The following is a 19,426-nucleotide window of genomic DNA, read 5'->3' as shown; positions in this document are numbered from 1 at the left end:
CCTCGGGGAGATCGCCGTGAACCACCTCGTCACAGTCCTGCTCAGCATCGGTCTGGTTGTCGTACTCGCACTCCTCGCGGCCACGGCAGCGGCCGTGCTCACCCGCCTGGACGGCGCCACCTATCCCACCGCCTTGATGCGCGCCGCAGCCACCTTCGCCGCCGTCCTCACACTGGCCATCGCCCTCACCGGCGTGCTCGCCCAGGTGCTCTCCTGACAGGCTCCACATCGCGGAAAGTCCCGCCGGAGGAGGAACACCATCACTCGTCCTCCGCTTGCGAGAGGCGGCGGCCCGGTCTCGAAAGGGGAGAGGAGAGGAGACTCCACCGCCCCTCTACTGCCAGTAGAGGGGCGCGGTAGAGTGAGGAACATGGCAGCAGACGAGACGAGCATCAAGGTGAGCACGGCCGCGCGGGACCGGCTCGCCCAGCTGGCCGCCGAGCACGGCACCACCATCCGCAGTCTGGTCGAGGACCTCGCGCAGAGCACGCCCACGCAGGCCGAGTACGCCGAGCGCGCCGAGCTGGCCCGCGCCGAGCTCGCCTCCGCCCTCGGCAGCGCACCGAGCCCCGAGGCGGAGGAGAAGGCCCGGGCGCTGCTGGAGCGCCTGGGCGGCGCCGCGCACGGTCCGCGGGCAGCCGCGTAGTGGCGCCGATCGCGGTCGTCCTGGACCACACGACCGCGGGAGCGCTGTACGACCCGAAGGACCCGTTCAACGAGGCAGTCGCCGCCTTCTACGTCCAGGCCTCCGGCGGGCTCGGTGACCTGTATGCGCCGGTGCTGTCGCTGACGGCCGGAGACGCCGAACGACCTGGACTGCTCGGCTACATCAAGGGGCTGCGGTTCATCCGGATCGAGGCCTTCGACACCGACGCCGCAGTCACCGCCACCGAACTGCTCCGGTTCGGACACTCCTGGGCCGCCGTCCACGCCATCCACGCCGCCCGCCCCTCCCCCGCCCATCCGAGTGGCCGGTACCTGCTCACCCTCACGCCGAAGGCGTATGCCGGCACCGGCGTCCAAGCCGTCCACCCCGACCAGTAGCCGTCGACCGTCGCATTGCGCGGGCCTGGACTGCCCCCACGACCACCCGCATGACCCAGGCCCAGATCACCGACGCCGTCTGCCGCACCTACAACACCGCCGCCGCCCAACTCGTCCTCATCGACGAGATCCACCGCCTCAACCCCTGCACCACCACCGGCGCCCAAGCCGCCGACCTCCTCAAAGACCTCACCGAACGCATCCACGCGACCTTCGTCTACGCCGGCATCGACGTCACCACCACCCCCCTGTTCAGCGGAGTACGCGGCGCCCAACTCGCCGGACGCGCCACCCTCATCACCTGCGGCCCCCTCCCGGCCCGCACGGCCCGGCCCGCCCCTTCACCGACGTCATCACCGACCTCGAAAACGCCCTCGACCTCACCTCACACCGCCCCGGCACCCTCCCCCTACACGCCACCTACCTCCACCAACGCACCGCCGGCCGCATCGGAAGCCTCACCCGACTCATCCGCCAAGCAGCCATCACCGCCATCCACGACGGAACCGAAAAAATCACCAAGCAAACGCTCGACGCAGTACAACTCGACCACCTCGCCGAACAACACCACCGCCCCCGCAGCAACACCACCCGCCGCGACGCTGTTCAGGCCACATCCCTGCCTTCAAGCCAAGCCTGACAAGGGATACCGATGCTGACATCCGCCAGGCAGTACCCGACACCAACCCAAGAGGGAACAGCAGCCAGACCCAGAACCGGACTACGGGGCGCGCAACACCCCCACTGGCCAGGTAAAACACCCCTGACCAGGCAAAACGCCAGCCAAGCCTTTAGACGCAGAAGCCACCCACAACACCCCGGGCGTTCCCACTGAAACCCACACAGACCCCAGGTCAAAAAGACCACAACCACCAAACCCAGTTATCAACCCATCCCCAACACACCAGTCACACCCCACCCCACACACCAGCCACCCCCCACCTCAGCGACACCACACCACCCCTACCGGCGTCGGCACCCCGGCCGGTGACCTCGCGCAACACCTTCCCCTGCACGTCCACGACGAAGAACGCCACATCGTGCAGGCCCACCGGCTCGCCGCTGTCGGCCACCATGCGGGGCAGCTCCTCCAACGCCGCCCCATGGCTCGCCTGCATCAGATCGGTCAGCGCACTGCTCACCTTCACCGGGTCGATCACAAGACGGCTCTCCCTCCAGCGCGTCTACCGGCGGCCTCATTGGCAGAAGGGGGAATACCGACTACCCCGTAGCGGGAACACGGAGCACCGCCAGCACTCCCCCCGGCGCGGTCGCCCCACAGCTGAAGAAGGTTCCGGGGCGCCCATTCAGGCAGACCGGGAGACCCGGAGGACGTTGCATGGTGGTAGCGCGGCGCGCCCTTCAACTCGACAAGTGCCGCGGTGGGCGGCAGGGCCTGCACGATGGGGGACGGCTCTGTCAGCTCAAGCTGCTGCGCTTCGCTCGCCGCGTCGTGGCCCAGCAGACGGCGGCGGCCTCGCCCAGCTCGACCAGTGGGTCGCGGACGAAGAACACCAGGAGCGTCGGCGGATCAGCCCTCGCCGCCTCTCACCTGGCAGAAATGCGGCGACTCGTGGACGCTTTCCTGCCCCACCCACGAGGCGGCCGCGACCGCGTCACCCACGCACTGAAATGGTCGGCTTGTAGGAGACGCCGCCAAGCCATCGCCTGTCGGTGCTCCTCCCGAAAGCGCGGTTCTGGTCAAGGCCGACGATGCGCAGGGTCACTCCACGCGGTGGGGTTTGTGGCGGGCCACCTGAAGGCGGACCTCGGTGGGCATGTCAGACAGGCCGGTGGACCGACGGGCGGTGCTGAGCGGGCCTTCGCAGAGGGCACCGAGAGTGGCGCCGGGCGCGCCCTCGGGGGTGAGGGTGAACCTGACGTGGGTGCGGGGGTGGGCGGGGCGGCCGGTGATGCGTACGGCCGCGTGCTCGACCCCCGGCAGGGCACCGGCTTGGGTCGCGATCGCGTCGCTGAGCGCGCGGTCGCGCAGTTCGACGCCCTCCTGCGGCGGTGTGCCGCCCACGGGTAGTGAGCCGGGGCAGCGTCGGCTCAGTTGCGCGAGCAGCCACCACAGGGCCAGCAGGGCGGCGAGGGCGAGGGCGGCGATGACCGCGGGCCACCACCACCAGCCTTGGCCGCTCCAGCGGGCCCGGTCGGCGGAGCCGAGCAGGACGTCGTCCGGGGTGATCAGGGGCCAGCCCGCGGGCGGGATCAGATCGTGTCGGCGGTAGAGGTCGAGCCCGGCGAAGAGGACGAGCAGTCCGCCGCCGAGCAGGACCAGTCCGGCGAGGGCCAGCAGAGTGCGGTTGAGTGCGGGGCGCGACGTCATGGCGGACTCCCGGTGCTGCGGTTGTCGGTCAGCCGGTGCGTTGCCGCACCCGTACGGCGATGCGTGGAGGACGGGCGAGGGCCAGCCGGTCGCGTTCCTCGTCGAGGACGGCGATGAGGTCCTCCTTCACCTGTCGAGGGTCACGGAAGCGGACGTCCGCGCGTGCTTTGATGCGGTGACGGCGCACCCGAATGCGCGCCGCGCCGACTCCGGGAACCCGCATCGCGGCGTCACGGAGCAGGTCGGCGGCGCCGTCGCGGTCCAGGAAGGACCGCAGCCGCGGGCAGCCGGTGGGGGAACGCTGGGGCAGCCAGTGGCGCAGACCCGGGGTGACGGCCAGGACGATCAGCCAGACGCCGACGGCGGCGGCCACGGCGGCTCCCGTGAGCATCCACACGTCGTCCACGGACCGGGTGGCCAGTTCGTCGGCCAGGTGCCGTCGCCAGGCCGCCGCCGGATGTCCCGCTCGCACAGCGACAACGTCGACCAGCGCTGCCACCGCCGCCACGAGGATCACCGAGGCGACCAGCGCGGCCGGGATGCGGCGCGCCGACCACGCCCGGTGGGACCGGTGCCCTGCGTCGCGCTCACCGGACGTGTGGTCCCGGCCGGACCCGTCGCTTGCGGGTGATGGGAACTCCTTGGTCAGCGGCACCGTGGTAGGCGATGCGGACGGCGTCGCATCACGGCCGGGAGCGCCGGGGTCAGTGGTCATCGCAAAGGCCCTTCCTTCCCGGCGTGCCGGGCGTGCCGGGCCGCGTGGCCGCTCACCGGACCCGCCCCCGGCTCGTGTCGGCGGTCATCAGCCGCCGGACGGTGAGGACGACCTCTCCCACGCGCAGGCCGGTCAGCTGGACCACTTTCTCGGCGACGTCCTGCTGGATCCGTTCGCACACCCGGGGGATGTCGGTGGGGTAGGGCAGATCCATGGTCAGATGCAGGCGCACCGAACCGGTGCGGACGGCGGCGGAGGCGCTTGGTGCCTTTGGGCTGCCCCGGTCGCGTGGTACGGCGGCGCGCCGGGACTGGGCCGTACGTGCGGCCTGGGCGGCAATACGGGCGACCACCCGGTCCGGGATGATGGTGGCGCCCCGCTCGGCCGGGGGCGGCAAGCCGGTGGTCCGCGCCGACGGGTCGCAGCCCTCGCCGGGAGAACCGGCCCGGGTCTTCACCGCTGCCTCCGTGTCCGGACGTCGAGGTCGCCCTGCGCGACGAGGCCGATGATCAGCCCCGCCGCGCCCAGGAAGAGGACCAGCAGAAATGCCCAGAAGCCACCGAAGTAACCGGCGAAGCCGAGGGCCATGCCGGCCAGGAGGCCTGTCGTTCCTGCGTTCATCATGCACTCACCCGTCTCGCGGAGGTACATCGCCGTCCGCGCGATCACTCGCGCCCGTAGGGGACGCGGTGGTGGATCACCTCACGCGGCCCTCGTCCGGTTGGGCCTCTTGCTCCTCGTCGGGGAGATGGACGTCGTCGACGGCGATGTTCACCTCGACGACTTCCAGTCCCGTCATCCGCTCCACGGCGCTGATGACATTGGTGCGTACGCCGCCGGCGACGTCCACGATGGAGACGCCGTACTCGACGACCACGTCCAGGTCCACCGCGGCCTGACGCTCGCCGACCTCGACCTTCACTCCGCGCGTGACGGCTCCACCTGCGCCGGGGACGCGTTCCCGCACGGCGCCGAGGGCGCGGGCCATCCCCGCTCCCAGGCTGAAGATGCCCGGTACCTCACGGGCGGCCATGCCCGCGATCTTGGCCACCACGCCGTCCGCGATGGTGGTCTTCCCCCGAGTCTCGGCCGGAGCCCCGGCCCCGGTGCGGCCCTTGAGCGCGCTCACGTCCGTATCCGGCCGGCTGCCCCCGCCGACGCTGGTGACGTTCTCGGTCATGGCGGTCGCCTCGATCGGTAGGTCGGACACCGGTGTGGCGCCCGTCGAAAAGTTGGACATAGCGGGCGGCTCATTCCTCACGCCCAGCCAATGTGACGTGCATCACAAGTGGCCTCTCGGGTACCCGGCCGGTCCGAGCCTTGCGTGGGGGCGCGATGATCGAGTGTGCGGTATCCCCATCGCCGGATCACGGCCTGCTGGGACGCGACCTGCCGGACCGGCTGCTGGCCGTACGGGCGGCCGAGGGGGACGAGGACTCCTTCGCCGTTCTCGTCCAGCGGCACGGCCGAGCCCTCCTTGTCCTCGCCCGCTGCATGCTGGACAACGCTCAGGACGCCGAGGAGGCCGTCCAGGACGCCTTCATCAGCGCCTGGCGGCGCCTGCCTGAATACCGCCACAGCGCGCAGTTCCGTACCTGGATGTACCGGATCACCGTCAACCGCTGCCTGACCATGCGTCGGCGCAGACCGCCGCCCCTGCCCCTGGACAGCGTCGTCGAGCCCGCGGCGACAGACGCCTGGAGCCAGCCCGCGCGGTGCGCCGAGCAGGAGGCGGCGGCCACCGCCCTGTCCCACGCGCTCGCCGAACTGGACGCCGGCCAGCGGCTGTGCTGGATCTTGAGGGAAGTGCAGGGCCTGCCCTACAAGGAGATCGCCGACGTGACGCGAACCAGCGAACAAACGGTGCGCGGCAGACTGTTCAGGGCACGCCGATCCCTGCAGGAGGCGATGGGCCCATGGCGCTAGACGACCCGCAAGCGCGGCCACCCGAACCACCCGGAGCCGGAGCCGACAAGCCCCGTACCAGCCCAGCCGGCGCCGACGTTCCGCCCTTGGCAGATGATGAGATGCTGCCATGCGGCCGACTTCTCAGCCGGGTCTGGGAGCAGGCCCGGGACGCGCCGTCGACCGCAGACCCGCACACCCTCTGCTGTCCGCACTGCCGCGAGGCCCTCCAGAAACTGGCCACGGTGGACGCAGCCACCCGGGCACTGCGTGCCGATACTCCCCGCCTGCGTGCACTCGCCGACCGAGTCATGGACATCGTCACAGCAGAGGTCCGGCTCGGGCGGCTTCTGCCCCTGGCCGACCCGGACCGGGACCTGCGGATCTCCGAGAGCGCCGCGGCGAAGGTACTGCGGCAGGCCGCGGACACGGTCCCTGGTGCCACAGCCGCCACCTGCCGGCTCGCACCCGAGGGGCAAGGCATCGGGGTGCGGGTGACCATGACCCTGGCCGCCGCTCTCTACAGCCCGCTACCCGACCGGGTCCACCAGGTGCGCCGATCGGTCCTCCACTCGGCCGTGCAGGACCTGGGTCTTGCCGTGACGGCCGTGGACATCACCGTGGTCGACCTCCTGGAACCGGAGCCGCTCCTCCCGCCCCGCAGTGGTCCACCATGACCATCACCCACACGATTCTCGGCGTCGCGGCCGAGGCAGCCCTAGAAGTTCCCGGCATAACGCGCCTGGAACCCCGCCTCCCCCACCGCCTCGCGGCAACCGCCGCACCCACCCGAACGGACACCAGGACTCACCACACACCGCCCCAAGCAGGCATCCGCGCCAACCGGGCGCCAGACGGCTCGGGATGGCACATCCAGGTGCACTGCGCCCTCACCGAAGGCCGCCGGGCGCTCGACGTCGCCCAGAACCTCCACGACCGAGTAGCGGCCGCCGTCACCTCCCACCTCGCCGCCCTCAACACCGTGGAGCAGGTCACCGTCCAAGTCACCGTGACCCGTATCACCACCCGGCACGACGCGCCGTGAGCCCCACTGCACATTCCCCGCACGCCGACAGCGGTAATGACGACACCAACCGGCACCACGAACGCCCCACGGCGATGAACGACACAGCCCAAGCCGCCCACCAAACCGGGAGCACAGCAGACGAAACGACTCGCTGGCCCCGGAACGGCATGGACGCAACAGACACTGCCCCAGTCTTCACACTGAGGACTACCAGCCGCACAGAGAACCGCCGCAACCACGGTCAGCACGCCACCAGAATGCGGGAGCGGTCGTGCGGGAGGACCCCCTACGGACGGCGGGGGTGCCGGCCCCTGTCGGCTGGCCCCTTGGAAAGGCGGACGGGGGACAGATCGATGAGGGACTGGAGCGTGCGTTGCGCACGCGGCCCGTTCCCACAAGCACCAGGGCCAGTCGGGCCCTCCGTCTTCAGGCGTATGCCTGCGGAGGGACGTCCCGCAATGGGGCTGCTGGCTGCGATCACCGCATGGAGCGAGACCTGCCGCCTGCGCCGTGGCTGAGGCGGTTGCCGTCGGGTGTCTGGACGGTAGTGACCTGGTGCGCCGCCGGGCTCCTTGCGCTGCTGCTGTTCGCCTCGACGACGTATCGGATGGCATCGCCCTTCGGGCTCCAGCCCCCCGCCTTCGCGCCGGCGCTCGGGCTGCGGGCGGCCCTGGCCGTGGTTCTGGCGCTGGCTGTCGGCTGGGCCCGGCGGTGGTCGGAGCGGGTGTTCGGCGTGCTGCTGGCCGAGTCGGTCGCGGTGGTCCTGCTCGGGGAGCGGGCATGGCCGCTCTTCCTGGCGATGGGCGTCCTCGTCGGCTATTTCGCGGCCGTCCGTCCCCGCTGGATCTCCGTCCTCGCGGGCGTCACTGAACTTGCGGTCGGGATCTCCTGGATCTCGGAGTCGCGCATCATCGACAGCCCTGCCACGAAGCAGTACACGGCGCCTTGCAGGGCCCGTAGTTCTTCGCCGAGGTCGCGGTCGGTCAGCTGGGGGCGCCACGGACCTTCGGTGCCGTCGACTCGTTGCACGACGGTGAAATGCGGCGTGGGGTGGGACAGGTCGGCAGCGCGGGCCTGTCCCGCCAGGATCTGGTACTGGCCCGCGCCAACGGCCACCTGGGCGATCGCGTGGCGTCGGCGGGAGGCCGCCGAACTCGGGGAGATGGTGCGCGGTCCGCCGGGGCCGTAGACGAGGGCGACCAGCGAGGGGTGCGGACGACCCGGTCTCCTCCTTGGGCGGTGGTGTGAATCGTCTCCTGGACGGGGACGAGATGGCCGGGATCGGCGAGCCAGGTCTCCAGGGTGGCATCGAGGTCGGCCTGTGAGCGCTGGGGCATCCGGGTGGACGTGACGTTGGGTTGGCGGGTGACACCGAGCATCTGCTCGGCCTGGCCGGGCGTGAGGGCGACGGTACGTCCCCGGGCGGCTTCGGCCAGCACGCGGCGACGGCGCGCGGCGGCGGACGGGCGCGAGGCGCCCAGAGAGTGCTCGTTTGGGTGGGGTTGAGCAGGGCGAAAGCGACCTCCCTGGCCCGCAGGTTCCATGCCGCGTCGAAGGTAGGGAAGATGAGCCGCCAGTTGCCCGGGATGACGTTGCTCGGTCGGCGCAGGCAGGCGCCGCTCCAGCGTTCCCCTTCGCCGAACAGAGGCACTGTCGGCGCAGGTGCGCAGGAGTTCTTGGGAGTCGTAGAGGCTCCGGAGGGCCTCCCTGGCGCCCGGCGACTGCCAGACGCGTTCGATCAGGCGCTCGACTTGGCGGTTGCGTTCCAGGTCGCGGCGGATCGTGTCGCCGTCTGCGCCGCGGGGCGACTGCGACGAGTTCCTGCAGCAGGCGGTCGACGAGCAGGCTACGGAAGCGGTCCCGGCGTTCACGGTAGGCGCCGTTGCCTTCGCGTACCTCTTCAAGTAGGGCGAGAACCTCGGAGCGCGGGATGCGGAGGGTGGAGCTGCCGGCGGTGACGGTGAGTTCTGGTGCGGCGTCCTTGTAAGAGGGGGTGGTGGTGAACTCGTCGATCGCCTCGGGCTGGCACTCCTACTCAACGCGCCGACGCAGGACGGCCGCCATGCGTTCGTCGGACTTGACGAGTCGCGCCTGCGGTGTGTCGATACCCAGGACCTCTCCGTCCCACAGGCGGGTCATCTGCACTGCGTTGACGTTTCGGGTACCGAGAGTGGGCAGGACTTGACTTACGTAGTCAAGGAAGCGCTGGTGGGGGCCGACGACGAGGATGTCCTGTGCTGTGAAGTGCTCGTTGTTGACGAGCCATGTCACGCGGTGCAAGCCGACCGCGGACTTGCCGGTACCCGGCCCTCCCTGCACGACGAGGATGTCGGCGGGAGACCCGGTGACCAGGGCCATCTGGTCGCGGCGATGTCGGCCGCGAGGGTGGAGTGCCGGGGCTCTGATCCGCTCCGGCAGCACGGACACCGCAACATCGCCGCCGGCCTCCGCCACGTCTCCTATGACCCCCTCGACCGGTCATCGGACCTGCTGAACATCCCCTGACCAGCCGGTCTACGTGATCACCGCGGCTTTGAAACGCCCCTGAGGATCACTCACCGCCGGTTTTCAAGATGCGGGTGGCGTTCTTCAACTCCAAGGCATTGAAGAGCTTTATGGCCGCGAGCTGTCGCCGGTTCTCCGAAATCAACTGGTTCTCGTAGTGCCGTTCGAGCGCTGCACGCAGCCGCGTGTAACCTGTCTCCTTCCGGCACCGAGCATCCGAAACAGCGGTTGCAATTTCCGCGCTCGAGACCTTCCCGCTGCCCTGGTCATGCTCCAGCCAGAAGGCTTGGGCGGTTTCCGGGCTGACTTCTTTATGCCCCTTGCCGGTCATGCAGGCGTTCCATTCCTTTTCTGCATGATGGAGGCGGCTGTCAGACTCGACTGCCCGGTAGGCTTTTTCCCAAAGAGGTGATAAGTCGACGGCCGATGTACCCGGGACAACCGACCGCTCTGCTTCTTGCCTGCATCCCCCAGAGGGCACCGGATCACCGTGAAACCGGGATACTTTACCCATGAGAACGTCTTGAACTGCGCCGGGCAGATTGTCGACACGGTGCGGTTGGGTGTCCTGCGGCGAAGGGTAGGGGGCAGGTCGATAGCCGTAGGATCGCGCCGTCTTCTCGTTCAGTTCGCCAATGCGCGTGGCTGCAAAGTATGGCGGATCGGGAGGCGCACCGAGATAGGATACCTTCCAGTCGAGACTGAATCTGTGCATGCAGTCACGCACGCTTTTCGCCTTTGCTTTACCAATGGTGAGCTGTTGCTCATTTGTTGGTGCGTAGGCACTGAGTGGCAAGGACCTACGGTACGCTGTATCGGTGTTCCCGTGACTGGCCGAGGTGCACCCGAAAGCGCACAGTGCAAGAGCGAGACACGCCGGCACGTAGCGACTGTTCATTTCTTGACATCTTTCCTCTGTCGGGACCTTTCACCTGAGGGCTCACGATGCGGGGAACCGGCACTGAAGTGTCGTCCGGTTCCCCGTGAAGTCCCTTCTCGCTCAGCTCTCAGTCGAGGTAGTAGCCGGCGCACCCCTGCTGGGCGATATAAGGAACTCCGTTGCTGTCGTAGTCCCAATATGCCGCGCAGGCAGCCACTTTCCGTCCGCTCACCCAGTCGACCGCTTGCGAATGGGCCTGGAAAGGCGGATCCCCCTCGGACTGAGCCAGATTCTGATCCAGCATCACCCTATGCCAGGGGCTTCCGCACGCGTGGTAAGTGCTGCCCCCGTCGTCGGTCCAGTCCATCCAAGTCTGAGATCCGGGGTTCACACCGCTCCATCCCGTGGTGATCCGGGACCAGGCGAACCAGCGGCCCTTGGCGCTGGAATACGCTTGGCGCACCTCAACGCTTACCGGGCCCACGGACCGCGGGCTGTGGTCGGTCGTCGCACCGCTGAGCTGGGTGGGATCGTAGCCGTTGCCGTTGTTGTAGCCACACGAGAATCCCTCAAACCCACTGGCCGGTTTCGAGGCACTCGTCGGATCCGCTTGCGCTGAATGGGAGGTCGGGGCGGCCGAGGCATCGGGGCCCGCTGCCATCCCGCCGACGCAGGCGATGGCAGTTGCGGCCAGCGCCAAGCGTTTACGAATGGGCATATCTCATTTCCTTTCCGGGGACATGTCCGTGTCGGTCTTTTGCCTGTGCTTCGAGATCTCTCCTCGTCCTTTCTCGCGTGATGCCCTACTTCGGACAGAGCACAGTGGTCCAGTCGCTTTCACCTTGCGCGCGGCAAGGGGATGAAGGCAGTGCGAACGCCAGTGGGGCTGGTGCCGTCACACTTTTGGCATGCGACCTGGCGCCGGCCTTGCGTCCAGATTCGTGGGCAGACCGTTGTTGCGCAGGCCCCTGCCGCCACATGAAACAAAACAGAGGTGTGGCCGGCCGTTGGTGAGGGCCAGCTGAAACGTGCTGGTCACAGGTGCAGTCTGGGCGAGACGGTGCCAAGGCAGTTCCCTCACTTCTCGTGCTGGCCTTGGGGGATGGGGATGGGGATGGGGATGGGCATGGGGTGTGGTGAGGGGTCGCTGGATCCGGCTGCCGGTCCGGTGCAGCGGTTCGCCTTCGAGTTGCGCGAGCTGTGCCAGGAAGCGGAGGCTTGACTTTTCGGGCCATCGCACAACGCACGTCGTATTCGGCGGCTACCTTGTCTTGAGCAGCCGCGGGTGAACAGTTGCCGTCAGGTGAGGTTGCGCTGGCATATGTGTAGGCGTGCGGGGCGGACGTGGCGAAGTGGGAACAGCGCTGGCGCCGTAGCTCAGGAAGTGGCCGCCGAGCCGGAGCGCAATGATGATGCGCGGCGCCCTACCAGTGTTTGGCCCGGTTTGAGCCTGGTGACCGGCAATTGCGCTTCGGCCGGGAAGAGCTCGTGGCTCAGCTCGTCGAGTGGGTGTGGGGCCCCCGGTGGCTCTCGTGGGTGCCTGCGGCAGTGGGTATTCGTCCCTTTGCGCGCAGGGTCGATCCATGCCCTGCAAAACGATGAGTCGTCGGGCCATCGGCTGGCGGCCACCCGAATCCTCGCTCCTGGGTCCCGCCCGATGGCCGTCGGCCAACTCCCCGATGCGTTTGCGGACTCGGGGCTGCGTCGGACAGTGGTCAGCAAATCGCGCGATAGGGGATGCCAGGAAAGTATGCTCGCCAGCTGGTTCGGGACAGCGAGCCTGTGCGTTGGCATACGCGCTCTGTGATCTGGCGGGCGTCGAGAGAGTAGGCCCAGGTGCGGGTGTTGCTGCCTGCGGCATACAGAGTGAGGTCATCGCTGCTGAACGCCAGAGATGAGATGGTGTCCCCAGGTGTGGGCAGCACCGCCATAAGTTGGCGAGAGGAGGTGTCCCATAGCTGGAGCATGCCTTGCTGGCCGGCGACGGAAAGAGTACGGCCGTCATGGGAGAACGCCATTATGACGAAGGTATCTTGAGAGTCTCCGCGTGGCAGCGGGCCAGGGAGTACGCCAAGCTGGACGGTGCCCGAGGCGTCCCACAGAGTGATCCACCCTGCCAGGTCGCCTACAGCGATGTAGCGGCCGTCGGGGCTGGCGGACAGGGACCAGTCGGCGCCCTGCCCCAGTCGTTTCCGCTCCGTAGTACCTGATTCCGTGTCGATGGTGTCGACCAATTGACCCGAGCTGACTGAGGTGAGGGGACGCACATCGCTGTGAACTCCCGCATAGAGGAGTGTTCCGTCATGATTGAATACGAGGGGAGTTTGGTAATCACCGCGCACAGTGATGGGGTGTCTACAGTCGGGTAGACGGCAGATCCTGATTTTTGTATGCGCCGCGCGGGTAAGAATGGCCAGCCGCTTCCCGTCGGGGCTGAGTGTGAGCGCGGCAATACCCGAGTTCGCCGAATCGCGGACAGTAGCTATGACGTGGCGGCGGATGGTGTCCCAGACGCGCACGCGGTCAGCCAGTGCGCGCGTTCCTCCGGGCGCGACGGCGTAGGCGAGCAGCGTACCTCTTGCATCGAAGGACATGAGCGGGTAGGTATGGCTGACCTCAGGATCGGTCATGTACGGAAGGCCGGTTATTTCGCTCCTGACGGTGCCCCACTTCGGATCATGCACGTCAATTTCGGCTGTGCGACTTCCTTTCGGGAGTACAGCGGAAGCCCTGCCATCGAGACTGAGCGCCCCTTCTGCATTCTCCGGCTGGTGCCATGCTCCGGTGCTGAGGTAGTTCAAGTCGAGGGTACGTACCGTCGGCCCTGAAGGACTGCCGTTGTCAAGGTAGCGAAAGCTGTCTTCCGTGGTGTCGAAAGCCGGGAAACCACTGACATCACTGTTGAGTGGGTAGGTCCAGATCGGTTTCCCGGGGCGACCGACTCGCCACAGTACGATCGCATCTTTACTCATTCCAGCAAAGAACGTCCCTCCCCGGTCGAATCTTATCTCCCTTAGAGGCGTGGGCTCGACCTCGGCAGGCCTGTTGCCGATGATCGGAGGATCGTCACGGAGAAAGTTGCTCGGACGCCCGGAAGAGGTATCCCACTGGTCGGCACCGGTACCGTCGATTCCGCCAAGGTAGCGGCTGTTCGGGCTGAACTGGAGAACACCGTCGGGAGTCACGAGTACGCGTGCGGGAGCAGTGAGCGGGTTTGGATCACCTTGCCGACACGGGGCAGTAAGCCTGGTCGACGGGCTGTGAAGCATGACCTCGTGGTGGTGTGGGACGTCGTACAGATGGACCGGTCCCCCGCCTTGGCACCAGGCAACGAAACGGTCGTCAGGGCTTACTGCCACCGGCGGATGGTCGTTGCGCTGGACGGGCCTGAGGAGAGAATGCGCAAAGAGGAGGCGTTGGTGAACGGTGTCCCACAACCTCACGCCGACGCCGTCAGCGGCGATGGTCACCAGGGTGCGCCCGCTCGCACCGAAGACTACGGTTTCGAGTGCGCCAAACGCAGCCGCGCGGGTCCCCGTGGAAAGCAGATGTCCGCGCGTCCGCTGCGCAGCGATGTCCCAGAGGAACATGCTCCCGTCGCGCTGACGAACCGCCAACATGTTCCCGTCACCGCTGGCCGCAAGCACCGTCGCACCGGTGCCACCCGGGGCCTTACGTCGCGGCAGTTCACGGTGAGTGGTGACGTTCCACCGCCGGATCTGATGCGCCCCTGCGCTGATCACCGTACGTCCGTCATCACTGAGAAGGACGGCCGTTCCGGCAGTTGGGACTTGGAATTTGTCCTGCTCCTTTTGCCCGAACGCGCTGAGCAACGCAGAGCGCGTTTCGAGAGTGTCTGCGATCTTGTATGCGGCGACGCTGAGCTGAAGGGCTCGTTGCGGATCGGAAAGCCGCATACTGCCGGCCAGGTCTGCAGTTCTCCGCGCGGTGGCCGCGAGGGCCTGGCGTTCGTTCGTTCGGTTCAGCTGCCACGCGCTCATGCCGGCGACCAGCGCCAGCGCTACTAGCACCGACACCGACACCGTGAGGGTGTGCAGCCGCAGCCGTGCCCGAGTCACTGCTTGTTGCTCCCGCTGCCGGGCGACCGAACTGGCACCCAGGTATTCCCGTTCCAGTGAGGTCAAATCCTCAGATCTCGCAGCGAAGGCTTCCTCGGCGGCCGCTAGACGAGCACCTCGAAGCAAGGCTCCTGGATCGCGGTCGAGGGTCTGCCACACTTGCGCGGCATCGGTGAGCCGGCGGTGTAACCGCAGCCGCTCACGGGCGTTGTCGATCCAGTTCCGCAACCTGGGCCACGCTGCGATAAGAGCTTCGTGCGCCAGGTGCACCGTCCTGCCGTCGACCGTCACCAGCCGCGCCTTCACCAGACGTTCCAGTACCTCGCTGACACCGGGAGAATTGCCGTCCAGTTCCTCACGATCGGCTGGGCGCTGTGTGTCCGGCGCACCTTGGCCGGGGGTGATAAGGCGCAGCAGGATCCTTTGGGCGCAGTGGGCTTGGTCGGTGGACAACCGGGTGTAGAGGTCTTCGGCGGTTACGGCAATGGCCCCGTCGACACCGCCGACCGCCCGGTAGGCGGCGAGTGTCAGAGCACGGCCCTTTCTGCGGCGCCAGGTCTCAAGCAGGGCGTGGGACATCAACGGTAACCCTCCGGGCCTCTCGCTGACATCCGCGATCATCTTGGTGGTCAGTTCGCGCTCCACGATCAAACCCGCACCAACCGCAGGCTTGACGATGGCCTGCCGCAGTTCTGCAGGGCTCATGGGGCCGACGAGCAGAGTGGCGTCGCGCAGCGCTGCGGCCAGACCATGGTGTTCTGCGCAACGGGCGAAGAAGTCCGCCCGCACCGCTATCACCACCCGCAACTTGCTCTCCGGTTCTACCGCGGTCAGTAGCAGGTCGAGGAAGGCCGCACGCTCACTGGGGTCAGCGCACAGGGTGAAGAGCTCCTCCAACTGGTCGACCACGACGACCGTGTCCCCCGGTCCAGGGTCTGCCGTCACCACCGCCCTGTGACTGGACATCGGGCAGCGCCCAGGAGCGAGGATGCGGACAGTCGCCGGTCTACGGCCTGGGGACCGTTCGTTCTGAAGAAGGGGGATCAGCCCTGCGCGCAGCAGTGAGGACTTGCCGCTGCCCGAGGCCCCGACCACCACGACCAGACGGTGGGCATGCACCCGCTCCGCGAGCTGAGCCACGAGTGCGTCCCGGCCGAAGAACACACCCGCGTCGGCAGGTTCGAAACGAGCAAGACCGCGGTATGGCCCCTGTGCTTCGTCACCCGGCTCCGGCGCAACTGCAGCCTCCTCGGACGCCGCACGCCATCGCCGCTCCCACTCCGCCACGTCGGCGCCGCAGGCCTGAGCATAGGCCAGTGCCACCTCAAGAGACGGCAGTTGCTCCCCCGCAGCCGCTCGCGACAGCGTCGCCACCGAATAGCCCGCGCGCTGCGCCATCATCCGGTAGGTCAGGCCGCCCGCTTCCTGACGGAGCTTGCGCAACTCGTACGCGAAACGCTGCACCGGACCGGCCGCCGGGTCCAATAACCCCTCTCGACGCCCCATTCCCGCCCCCAGCAGTCAGCGCGATCCGCGATCACTGAAGGGCAACCTTTGCATCACCGTGCGCCGACCGCACCTATGACCAGCAATTTTCAGCCGACCAACCACCGACCAGCCATACCGCTCTTTGTTTCACGTTGCGACAGGGGGCCTCGCAACTACCAGTCGACCCGGAAGCTCGTCTCAAGCACTGCGGACGCCTGAGAGGACATCGGCGGCGGTTGCTTCCTGAAAAGTGGTGTACGGGCTCCCACCTGATCCGGGCGATTGCCCCGGCGTCGGAGTGAGCGCCCGGATGCAAGAACGGCCGCCAGCTGATCTGCGAGATGTCGAGTCACGAAGGAGATCAGCACGATGACCGCACCCGATACTGAACTTGATTGAGTGATGTCGGGGCCCGGCGCAGGGTGGCAGGGGCAAGCTCGCGCCTTCCCCGTGTGGCCGGAGCACGAGGATGATGCTCGCGTGATCCGAGACTTCCCGCCGTTGCCGTTGCCCCAGTACGCCGTGGTCCGTATCGGCTGCTCACCAGGGGTGCCTGCCGAGATCGCCGCCGATCTGCGGGAAGTCGGCGTCCCAGCAGGGCTGATCGGTTATGAGTACCAACCGCTGACTGAGGCGACGCTCCTGGACGGGATCGGTGAGAGCGGGTTGGTCGTTTTTGGGTCCAGCGGCCTGTTCGGTCGGCTCGGCGTCGACGTGGCTTCGCGTCGTGTCGTGCAGATCCCCAAGATCGGTTCCGCGACCGCCTGGCATGTGAACAGGGACCTCGGGGCCTTCCACCAGTGCGTCGCGGGCATCATCGCCCGGTTCCCGTTCTACGAGGAAGACGAGGAGGACAGGTTCCAGGAGGTGGCGGACGAGCTTCGTCGGCTCCTCGCTGCTCTCGATGCCACCGCACTCGCAGACAACGGGTTGTGGGAGACCTTGTGTGATGACGTGGCGATGGGCGACTACGCGAACTGGGAGGAGGAATGAGTCACGTCAGTCCTCCAGGGTCAGGCCGGTGGTTGCGAGGCAGCCGTCGACGAGTTCTGGACGGTACTGGATCCTCTTGAGCCGACGTTTCACGGCTCGAGTGATCTGGGTGAGGTCCGCGGCGGCGAGGTTGCCGATCTCGCGTTTGACCAGTGACCAGATGCCCTCCTGTGGGTTGAGGTCCGGGGCGTAGGTGGGCAGGTGGAACACGGTGAGCCACTCGGCGTTCGTCTCGATGAACGTACGCATGCCGGCGGTCAGGTGCAGGCGGAGGTTGTCCCAGACCAGGACGATCGGGCCGCCGAGCTGGAGGCGGGCGCGGACGATCAGGTCGCGGAAGTCGCGCCAGCCGAAGCCCTTCGGTTCGTCCTTGCGGCCGCGATACTCGCGGATCGCGTAGATCAGCCGGGACCGCTCGCCCGGCTTATAGCAGGTCATGCCCGCCATCGACACCCGCCCGGAGTCGCGGCCCCTCACCCTCACGACCGGGGTCTGGCCGATCCGGCCCCAGGTTCTGGCGCGCGGCGGAGTCATCGACTGGCTCAGTCAAGATTTTCGTGAAGCGGTGACGGAACGTCATGCTCGGCTGGCGTGCACGGTCTGTGCTGTGCTGCGCTGGTGACGCGCCGGGGGGAGGCAGCAGGACGCTGTGACCGTGTGAGGGGATGCTGCAGCAGTTCCTCCCGCATCTGGCTGCGGTGCTGGTGCAGCGGGTGCGAGTGGAGGAAGAAAAGGTACTGGTCGTCGCTCGGACCCGGGACGGCACGGGCGTGCCCTGTCCCGACTGCGGTGCGCCAGCTCGGCGGGTTCACAGCCGCTACCGGCGGCACCTGGCCGATGCCGCCCTGGGCGGCCGCCCGGTCGTCATCGACCTGTGCGTCCGACGCTTGTTCTGCGATAGTGCTAGCTGCGTTCGTCGGACCTTCGCCGAGCAAGTAGCAGGGTTGACCGTGAGATACGGCCGCCGCACGGCCGCCCTCGCCGAGATCGTGAAAGCGATCGCTCTGGCACTGGCGGGACGGGCTGGGGCCCGGCTTGCGGCCGTCCTACGCATCCCGATCAGCCGGACCACCTTGCTCAACGTGGTGATGGCGATGCCGGATCCGCCCCGTCCCGCACTACGCGTCCTCGGCGTCGACGATTTCGCGACCCGCCGGGGCCGACGCTATGGGACCGTGCTCGTCGACCTGGACTCCCATCGCGTCGTGGATCTGCTGCCCGGCCGCGAGAAAGCACCACTGGTCTCCTGGCTGGCCGATCACCCCGGTATCGAGACGGTCTGCCGGGACCGAGCGGGCGCCTACGCGGAGGCAGCGAACGCCGGAGCACCCCAGGCCCGACAGGTCGCCGACGCGTGGCACCTGTGGGACAACCTGGCCCACACGGTCGAACGCACCGTGATCACCACCGGTCCTGCCTGGCACCACCGCCGCCCGAGCAGTCCGAGCCCACGTCGGCAAAAGCGCCCGACCCCGGCCTCAACCCGGACACCGGCGCCGAGAAATGGCTGGTCACCCGCACCCGGGACCCGGCCTCGTCTTCGAAGACGATCCAGGCCCCGCGCTCCGCCGCGATACTCTTACCCGCGGCCAGGTCTCCTTCTTACATACCTCGACCGCGTCGTCATCGCGCTCGATCGCCCGTCGAGTGGGCTGCTGCCAGCTCCAGCCGTGCCGCTTCAGCAGCCGCCAGGTGCCCTCGACCGTGTAGGAGACGTGGAACAGCCGGCCGATGAGCGTCTTGATCCGTGCCAGCGTCCACCGCTGGTCCGTCCAGCCGTGAGCCAGCGGACCACGCTCCAACTCCCGCTCCAGCCTCGCGAACTGGACTTCGTTGAGCCGAGGTCTTCCCGGCGACCCCTTCGACAGAACCCCGGCCTCACCGCCCTCGCGCCAGGCCCGACGCCACCGCTCAACCGACCGCACACTGATCCGCAGGGCAGCGGCAACCTCCGCGTTCTTCTGCCCGCTCTCGAAACGCTCCACGGCCTGGAGCCGCAACCGCTCCCGCGTAGTTCTCTCGGCGTCGGTCAGTCCGCCGCCCTGCGCGTACCTCACGCCCCAGGGCTACCGATGCTGACACCCAACTGTCAGGCGGACGGCACCGACATCACCCAATCAAGTTCAGTAGCTCGGACCTGCTGCACGCGTGTGCCGACCGTATGATGGAGCGTTCATTTTGCGTACCAATTGCGTACGGATGGCAGTGGGGGCAGCGGGCGCCCACTTTTCCCGCCCGCCTACTGGCTCATGGCTCCCAGGGTTACCGCAGCCGGGCCGGGACCCTGCCCCTCTACCGCTCGGCGATCTATTACGTGGATGCAGAGGAAAATTGAACCCATCGGTCCCTTCTGAGAGGCCGAGCCCGAGCACCGAAATTATTGGAGCGCTACCCCAACGGATTACACCTGCCACTTCGTCCGCCCGGGACGGCGGCTTCCCACGATGATGTTGGTGCG

The 19,426-nt window shown here is 67.7% G+C and carries 19 protein-coding genes and 3 pseudogenes; 10 read left to right on the top strand and 12 right to left on the bottom strand.

The features are described 5' to 3' along the window. Positions 1-16: 16 nt before the first annotated feature. From ABZ919_RS26850 to ABZ919_RS26835, 4 genes and pseudogenes are all read left to right on the top strand, one after another. The gene (locus ABZ919_RS26850) at positions 17-217 is read left to right on the top strand and encodes a hypothetical protein (protein ID WP_361252570.1); all 201 of its coding nucleotides are present in this window, start codon (positions 17-19) and stop codon (positions 215-217) included. A 153-nt stretch (positions 218-370) separates the two neighbouring features. Next, positions 371-646, top strand: a complete 276-nt coding sequence (locus ABZ919_RS26845) for a hypothetical protein (protein ID WP_201843983.1) — start codon at positions 371-373, stop codon at positions 644-646. Beyond that, positions 646-1,044, top strand: a complete 399-nt coding sequence (locus ABZ919_RS26840) for a hypothetical protein (protein ID WP_361252567.1) — start codon at positions 646-648, stop codon at positions 1,042-1,044. The genes ABZ919_RS26845 and ABZ919_RS26840 overlap by 1 nt, the downstream gene beginning before the upstream one ends. A 41-nt stretch (positions 1,045-1,085) precedes the next feature. Further along, positions 1,086-1,684: pseudogene (locus ABZ919_RS26835) on the top strand (ATP/GTP-binding protein); the annotation flags it as partial. 268 nt (positions 1,685-1,952) lie between these two features. On the opposite strand, the gene ABZ919_RS26830 reads toward ABZ919_RS26835, so the two are convergent. The 6 genes from ABZ919_RS26830 to ABZ919_RS26805 form a co-directional block, all read right to left on the bottom strand. Then, positions 1,953-2,204: a hypothetical protein gene (locus ABZ919_RS26830; RefSeq protein WP_361252565.1), complete on the bottom strand. Its 252-nt coding sequence runs from the start codon at positions 2,202-2,204 to the stop codon at positions 1,953-1,955. Positions 2,205-2,767: 563 nt separating this feature from the next. Further along, complete coding sequence (locus ABZ919_RS26825; RefSeq protein ID WP_361252563.1) at positions 2,768-3,376, bottom strand: alkaline shock response membrane anchor protein AmaP; 609 nt, start codon at positions 3,374-3,376, stop codon at positions 2,768-2,770. A gap of 28 nt (positions 3,377-3,404) precedes the next feature. Then, a complete protein-coding gene (locus ABZ919_RS26820) occupies positions 3,405-4,091 on the bottom strand; it encodes a DUF6286 domain-containing protein (RefSeq protein ID WP_361252561.1) in 687 nt (228 codons plus the stop codon). 52 nt (positions 4,092-4,143) lie between these two features. Beyond that, positions 4,144-4,548, bottom strand: a complete 405-nt coding sequence (locus ABZ919_RS26815) for an Asp23/Gls24 family envelope stress response protein (protein ID WP_361252560.1) — start codon at positions 4,546-4,548, stop codon at positions 4,144-4,146. Beyond that, positions 4,545-4,715, bottom strand: coding sequence for a hypothetical protein (locus tag ABZ919_RS26810; RefSeq protein ID WP_361252619.1), 171 nt, complete (start codon positions 4,713-4,715; stop codon positions 4,545-4,547). The genes ABZ919_RS26815 and ABZ919_RS26810 overlap by 4 nt, the downstream gene beginning before the upstream one ends. Before the next feature lie 73 nt (positions 4,716-4,788). Beyond that, the gene (locus ABZ919_RS26805; RefSeq protein WP_361252607.1) at positions 4,789-5,271 is read right to left on the bottom strand and encodes an Asp23/Gls24 family envelope stress response protein; all 483 of its coding nucleotides are present in this window, start codon (positions 5,269-5,271) and stop codon (positions 4,789-4,791) included. A gap of 155 nt (positions 5,272-5,426) precedes the next feature. On the opposite strand from ABZ919_RS26805, the gene ABZ919_RS26800 reads away from it, so the two are divergent. From ABZ919_RS26800 to ABZ919_RS26785, 4 genes are all read left to right on the top strand, one after another. Next, on the top strand, positions 5,427-6,017 hold the full coding sequence (locus ABZ919_RS26800; protein ID WP_361252558.1) for a sigma-70 family RNA polymerase sigma factor: 591 nt from the start codon (positions 5,427-5,429) through the stop codon (positions 6,015-6,017). A gap of 86 nt (positions 6,018-6,103) precedes the next feature. Continuing rightward, positions 6,104-6,673: a hypothetical protein gene (locus tag ABZ919_RS26795; protein ID WP_361252556.1), complete on the top strand. Its 570-nt coding sequence runs from the start codon at positions 6,104-6,106 to the stop codon at positions 6,671-6,673. Further along, complete coding sequence (locus tag ABZ919_RS26790) at positions 6,670-7,041, top strand: hypothetical protein (RefSeq protein WP_361252554.1); 372 nt, start codon at positions 6,670-6,672, stop codon at positions 7,039-7,041. The genes ABZ919_RS26795 and ABZ919_RS26790 overlap by 4 nt, the downstream gene beginning before the upstream one ends. A gap of 466 nt (positions 7,042-7,507) precedes the next feature. Next, a complete protein-coding gene (locus ABZ919_RS26785; RefSeq protein WP_361252617.1) occupies positions 7,508-8,212 on the top strand; it encodes a hypothetical protein in 705 nt (234 codons plus the stop codon). A 463-nt stretch (positions 8,213-8,675) separates the two neighbouring features. On the opposite strand, the pseudogene ABZ919_RS26780 reads toward ABZ919_RS26785, so the two are convergent. From ABZ919_RS26780 to ABZ919_RS26765, 4 genes and pseudogenes are all read right to left on the bottom strand, one after another. Continuing rightward, positions 8,676-9,393 (bottom strand): annotated as a pseudogene (locus ABZ919_RS26780) (ATP-dependent DNA helicase); the annotation flags it as partial. A 181-nt stretch (positions 9,394-9,574) separates the two neighbouring features. Beyond that, positions 9,575-10,324, bottom strand: coding sequence for a hypothetical protein (locus tag ABZ919_RS26775; protein WP_361252553.1), 750 nt, complete (start codon positions 10,322-10,324; stop codon positions 9,575-9,577). A 211-nt stretch (positions 10,325-10,535) separates the two neighbouring features. After that, positions 10,536-11,126, bottom strand: coding sequence for a hypothetical protein (locus tag ABZ919_RS26770; protein ID WP_361252551.1), 591 nt, complete (start codon positions 11,124-11,126; stop codon positions 10,536-10,538). Between the two features lie 997 nt (positions 11,127-12,123). Then, positions 12,124-15,951 carry a helix-turn-helix domain-containing protein gene (locus tag ABZ919_RS26765; RefSeq protein ID WP_361252549.1) on the bottom strand — a complete coding sequence of 1,276 codons (3,828 nt, stop codon included), beginning with the start codon at positions 15,949-15,951 and terminating at the stop codon, positions 12,124-12,126. Positions 15,952-16,455: 504 nt separating this feature from the next. Here ABZ919_RS26765 and ABZ919_RS26760 point away from each other — a divergent pair. Then, positions 16,456-16,968, top strand: a complete 513-nt coding sequence (locus ABZ919_RS26760) for an SUKH-4 family immunity protein (protein WP_361252547.1) — start codon at positions 16,456-16,458, stop codon at positions 16,966-16,968. 6 nt (positions 16,969-16,974) lie between these two features. On the opposite strand, the gene ABZ919_RS26755 is transcribed toward ABZ919_RS26760, so the two are convergent. Then, positions 16,975-17,502, bottom strand: coding sequence for a transposase (locus ABZ919_RS26755; RefSeq protein ID WP_361252545.1), 528 nt, complete (start codon positions 17,500-17,502; stop codon positions 16,975-16,977). 131 nt (positions 17,503-17,633) lie between these two features. On the opposite strand from ABZ919_RS26755, the pseudogene ABZ919_RS26750 reads away from it, so the two are divergent. After that, a pseudogene (locus ABZ919_RS26750) lies at positions 17,634-18,353 on the top strand (ISL3 family transposase); the annotation flags it as partial. Positions 18,354-18,479: 126 nt separating this feature from the next. Here the strand turns inward: ABZ919_RS26750 and ABZ919_RS26745 are convergent. Next, complete coding sequence (locus ABZ919_RS26745; RefSeq protein ID WP_361252543.1) at positions 18,480-19,025, bottom strand: winged helix-turn-helix domain-containing protein; 546 nt, start codon at positions 19,023-19,025, stop codon at positions 18,480-18,482. Positions 19,026-19,426 lie beyond the last annotated feature (401 nt).

It is taken from the genome of Streptomyces sp. NPDC046759 (assembly GCF_040645475.1).
Classification (GTDB): Bacteria; Actinomycetota; Actinomycetes; order Streptomycetales; family Streptomycetaceae; genus Streptomyces.
This window is presented reverse-complemented; position numbering and strand designations above follow the sequence as displayed.

Excerpts from the sequence above, each read along its gene's own strand:
- ABZ919_RS26770 (WP_361252551.1), bottom strand. The coding sequence starts at position 11,126 with ATGCCCATTCGTAAACGCTTGGCGCTGGCCGCAACTGCCATCGCCTGC.
- ABZ919_RS26790 (WP_361252554.1), top strand. The coding sequence starts at position 6,670 with ATGACCATCACCCACACGATTCTCGGCGTCGCGGCCGAGGCAGCCCTA.
- ABZ919_RS26825 (WP_361252563.1), bottom strand. The coding sequence starts at position 3,376 with ATGACGTCGCGCCCCGCACTCAACCGCACTCTGCTGGCCCTCGCCGGA.
- ABZ919_RS26755 (WP_361252545.1), bottom strand. The coding sequence starts at position 17,502 with ATGACTCCGCCGCGCGCCAGAACCTGGGGCCGGATCGGCCAGACCCCG.
- ABZ919_RS26810 (WP_361252619.1), bottom strand. The coding sequence starts at position 4,715 with ATGATGAACGCAGGAACGACAGGCCTCCTGGCCGGCATGGCCCTCGGC.
- ABZ919_RS26820 (WP_361252561.1), bottom strand. The coding sequence starts at position 4,091 with ATGACCACTGACCCCGGCGCTCCCGGCCGTGATGCGACGCCGTCCGCA.
- ABZ919_RS26800 (WP_361252558.1), top strand. The coding sequence starts at position 5,427 with ATGATCGAGTGTGCGGTATCCCCATCGCCGGATCACGGCCTGCTGGGA.
- ABZ919_RS26805 (WP_361252607.1), bottom strand. The coding sequence starts at position 5,271 with ATGACCGAGAACGTCACCAGCGTCGGCGGGGGCAGCCGGCCGGATACG.
- ABZ919_RS26845 (WP_201843983.1), top strand. The coding sequence starts at position 371 with ATGGCAGCAGACGAGACGAGCATCAAGGTGAGCACGGCCGCGCGGGAC.
- ABZ919_RS26785 (WP_361252617.1), top strand. The coding sequence starts at position 7,508 with ATGGAGCGAGACCTGCCGCCTGCGCCGTGGCTGAGGCGGTTGCCGTCG.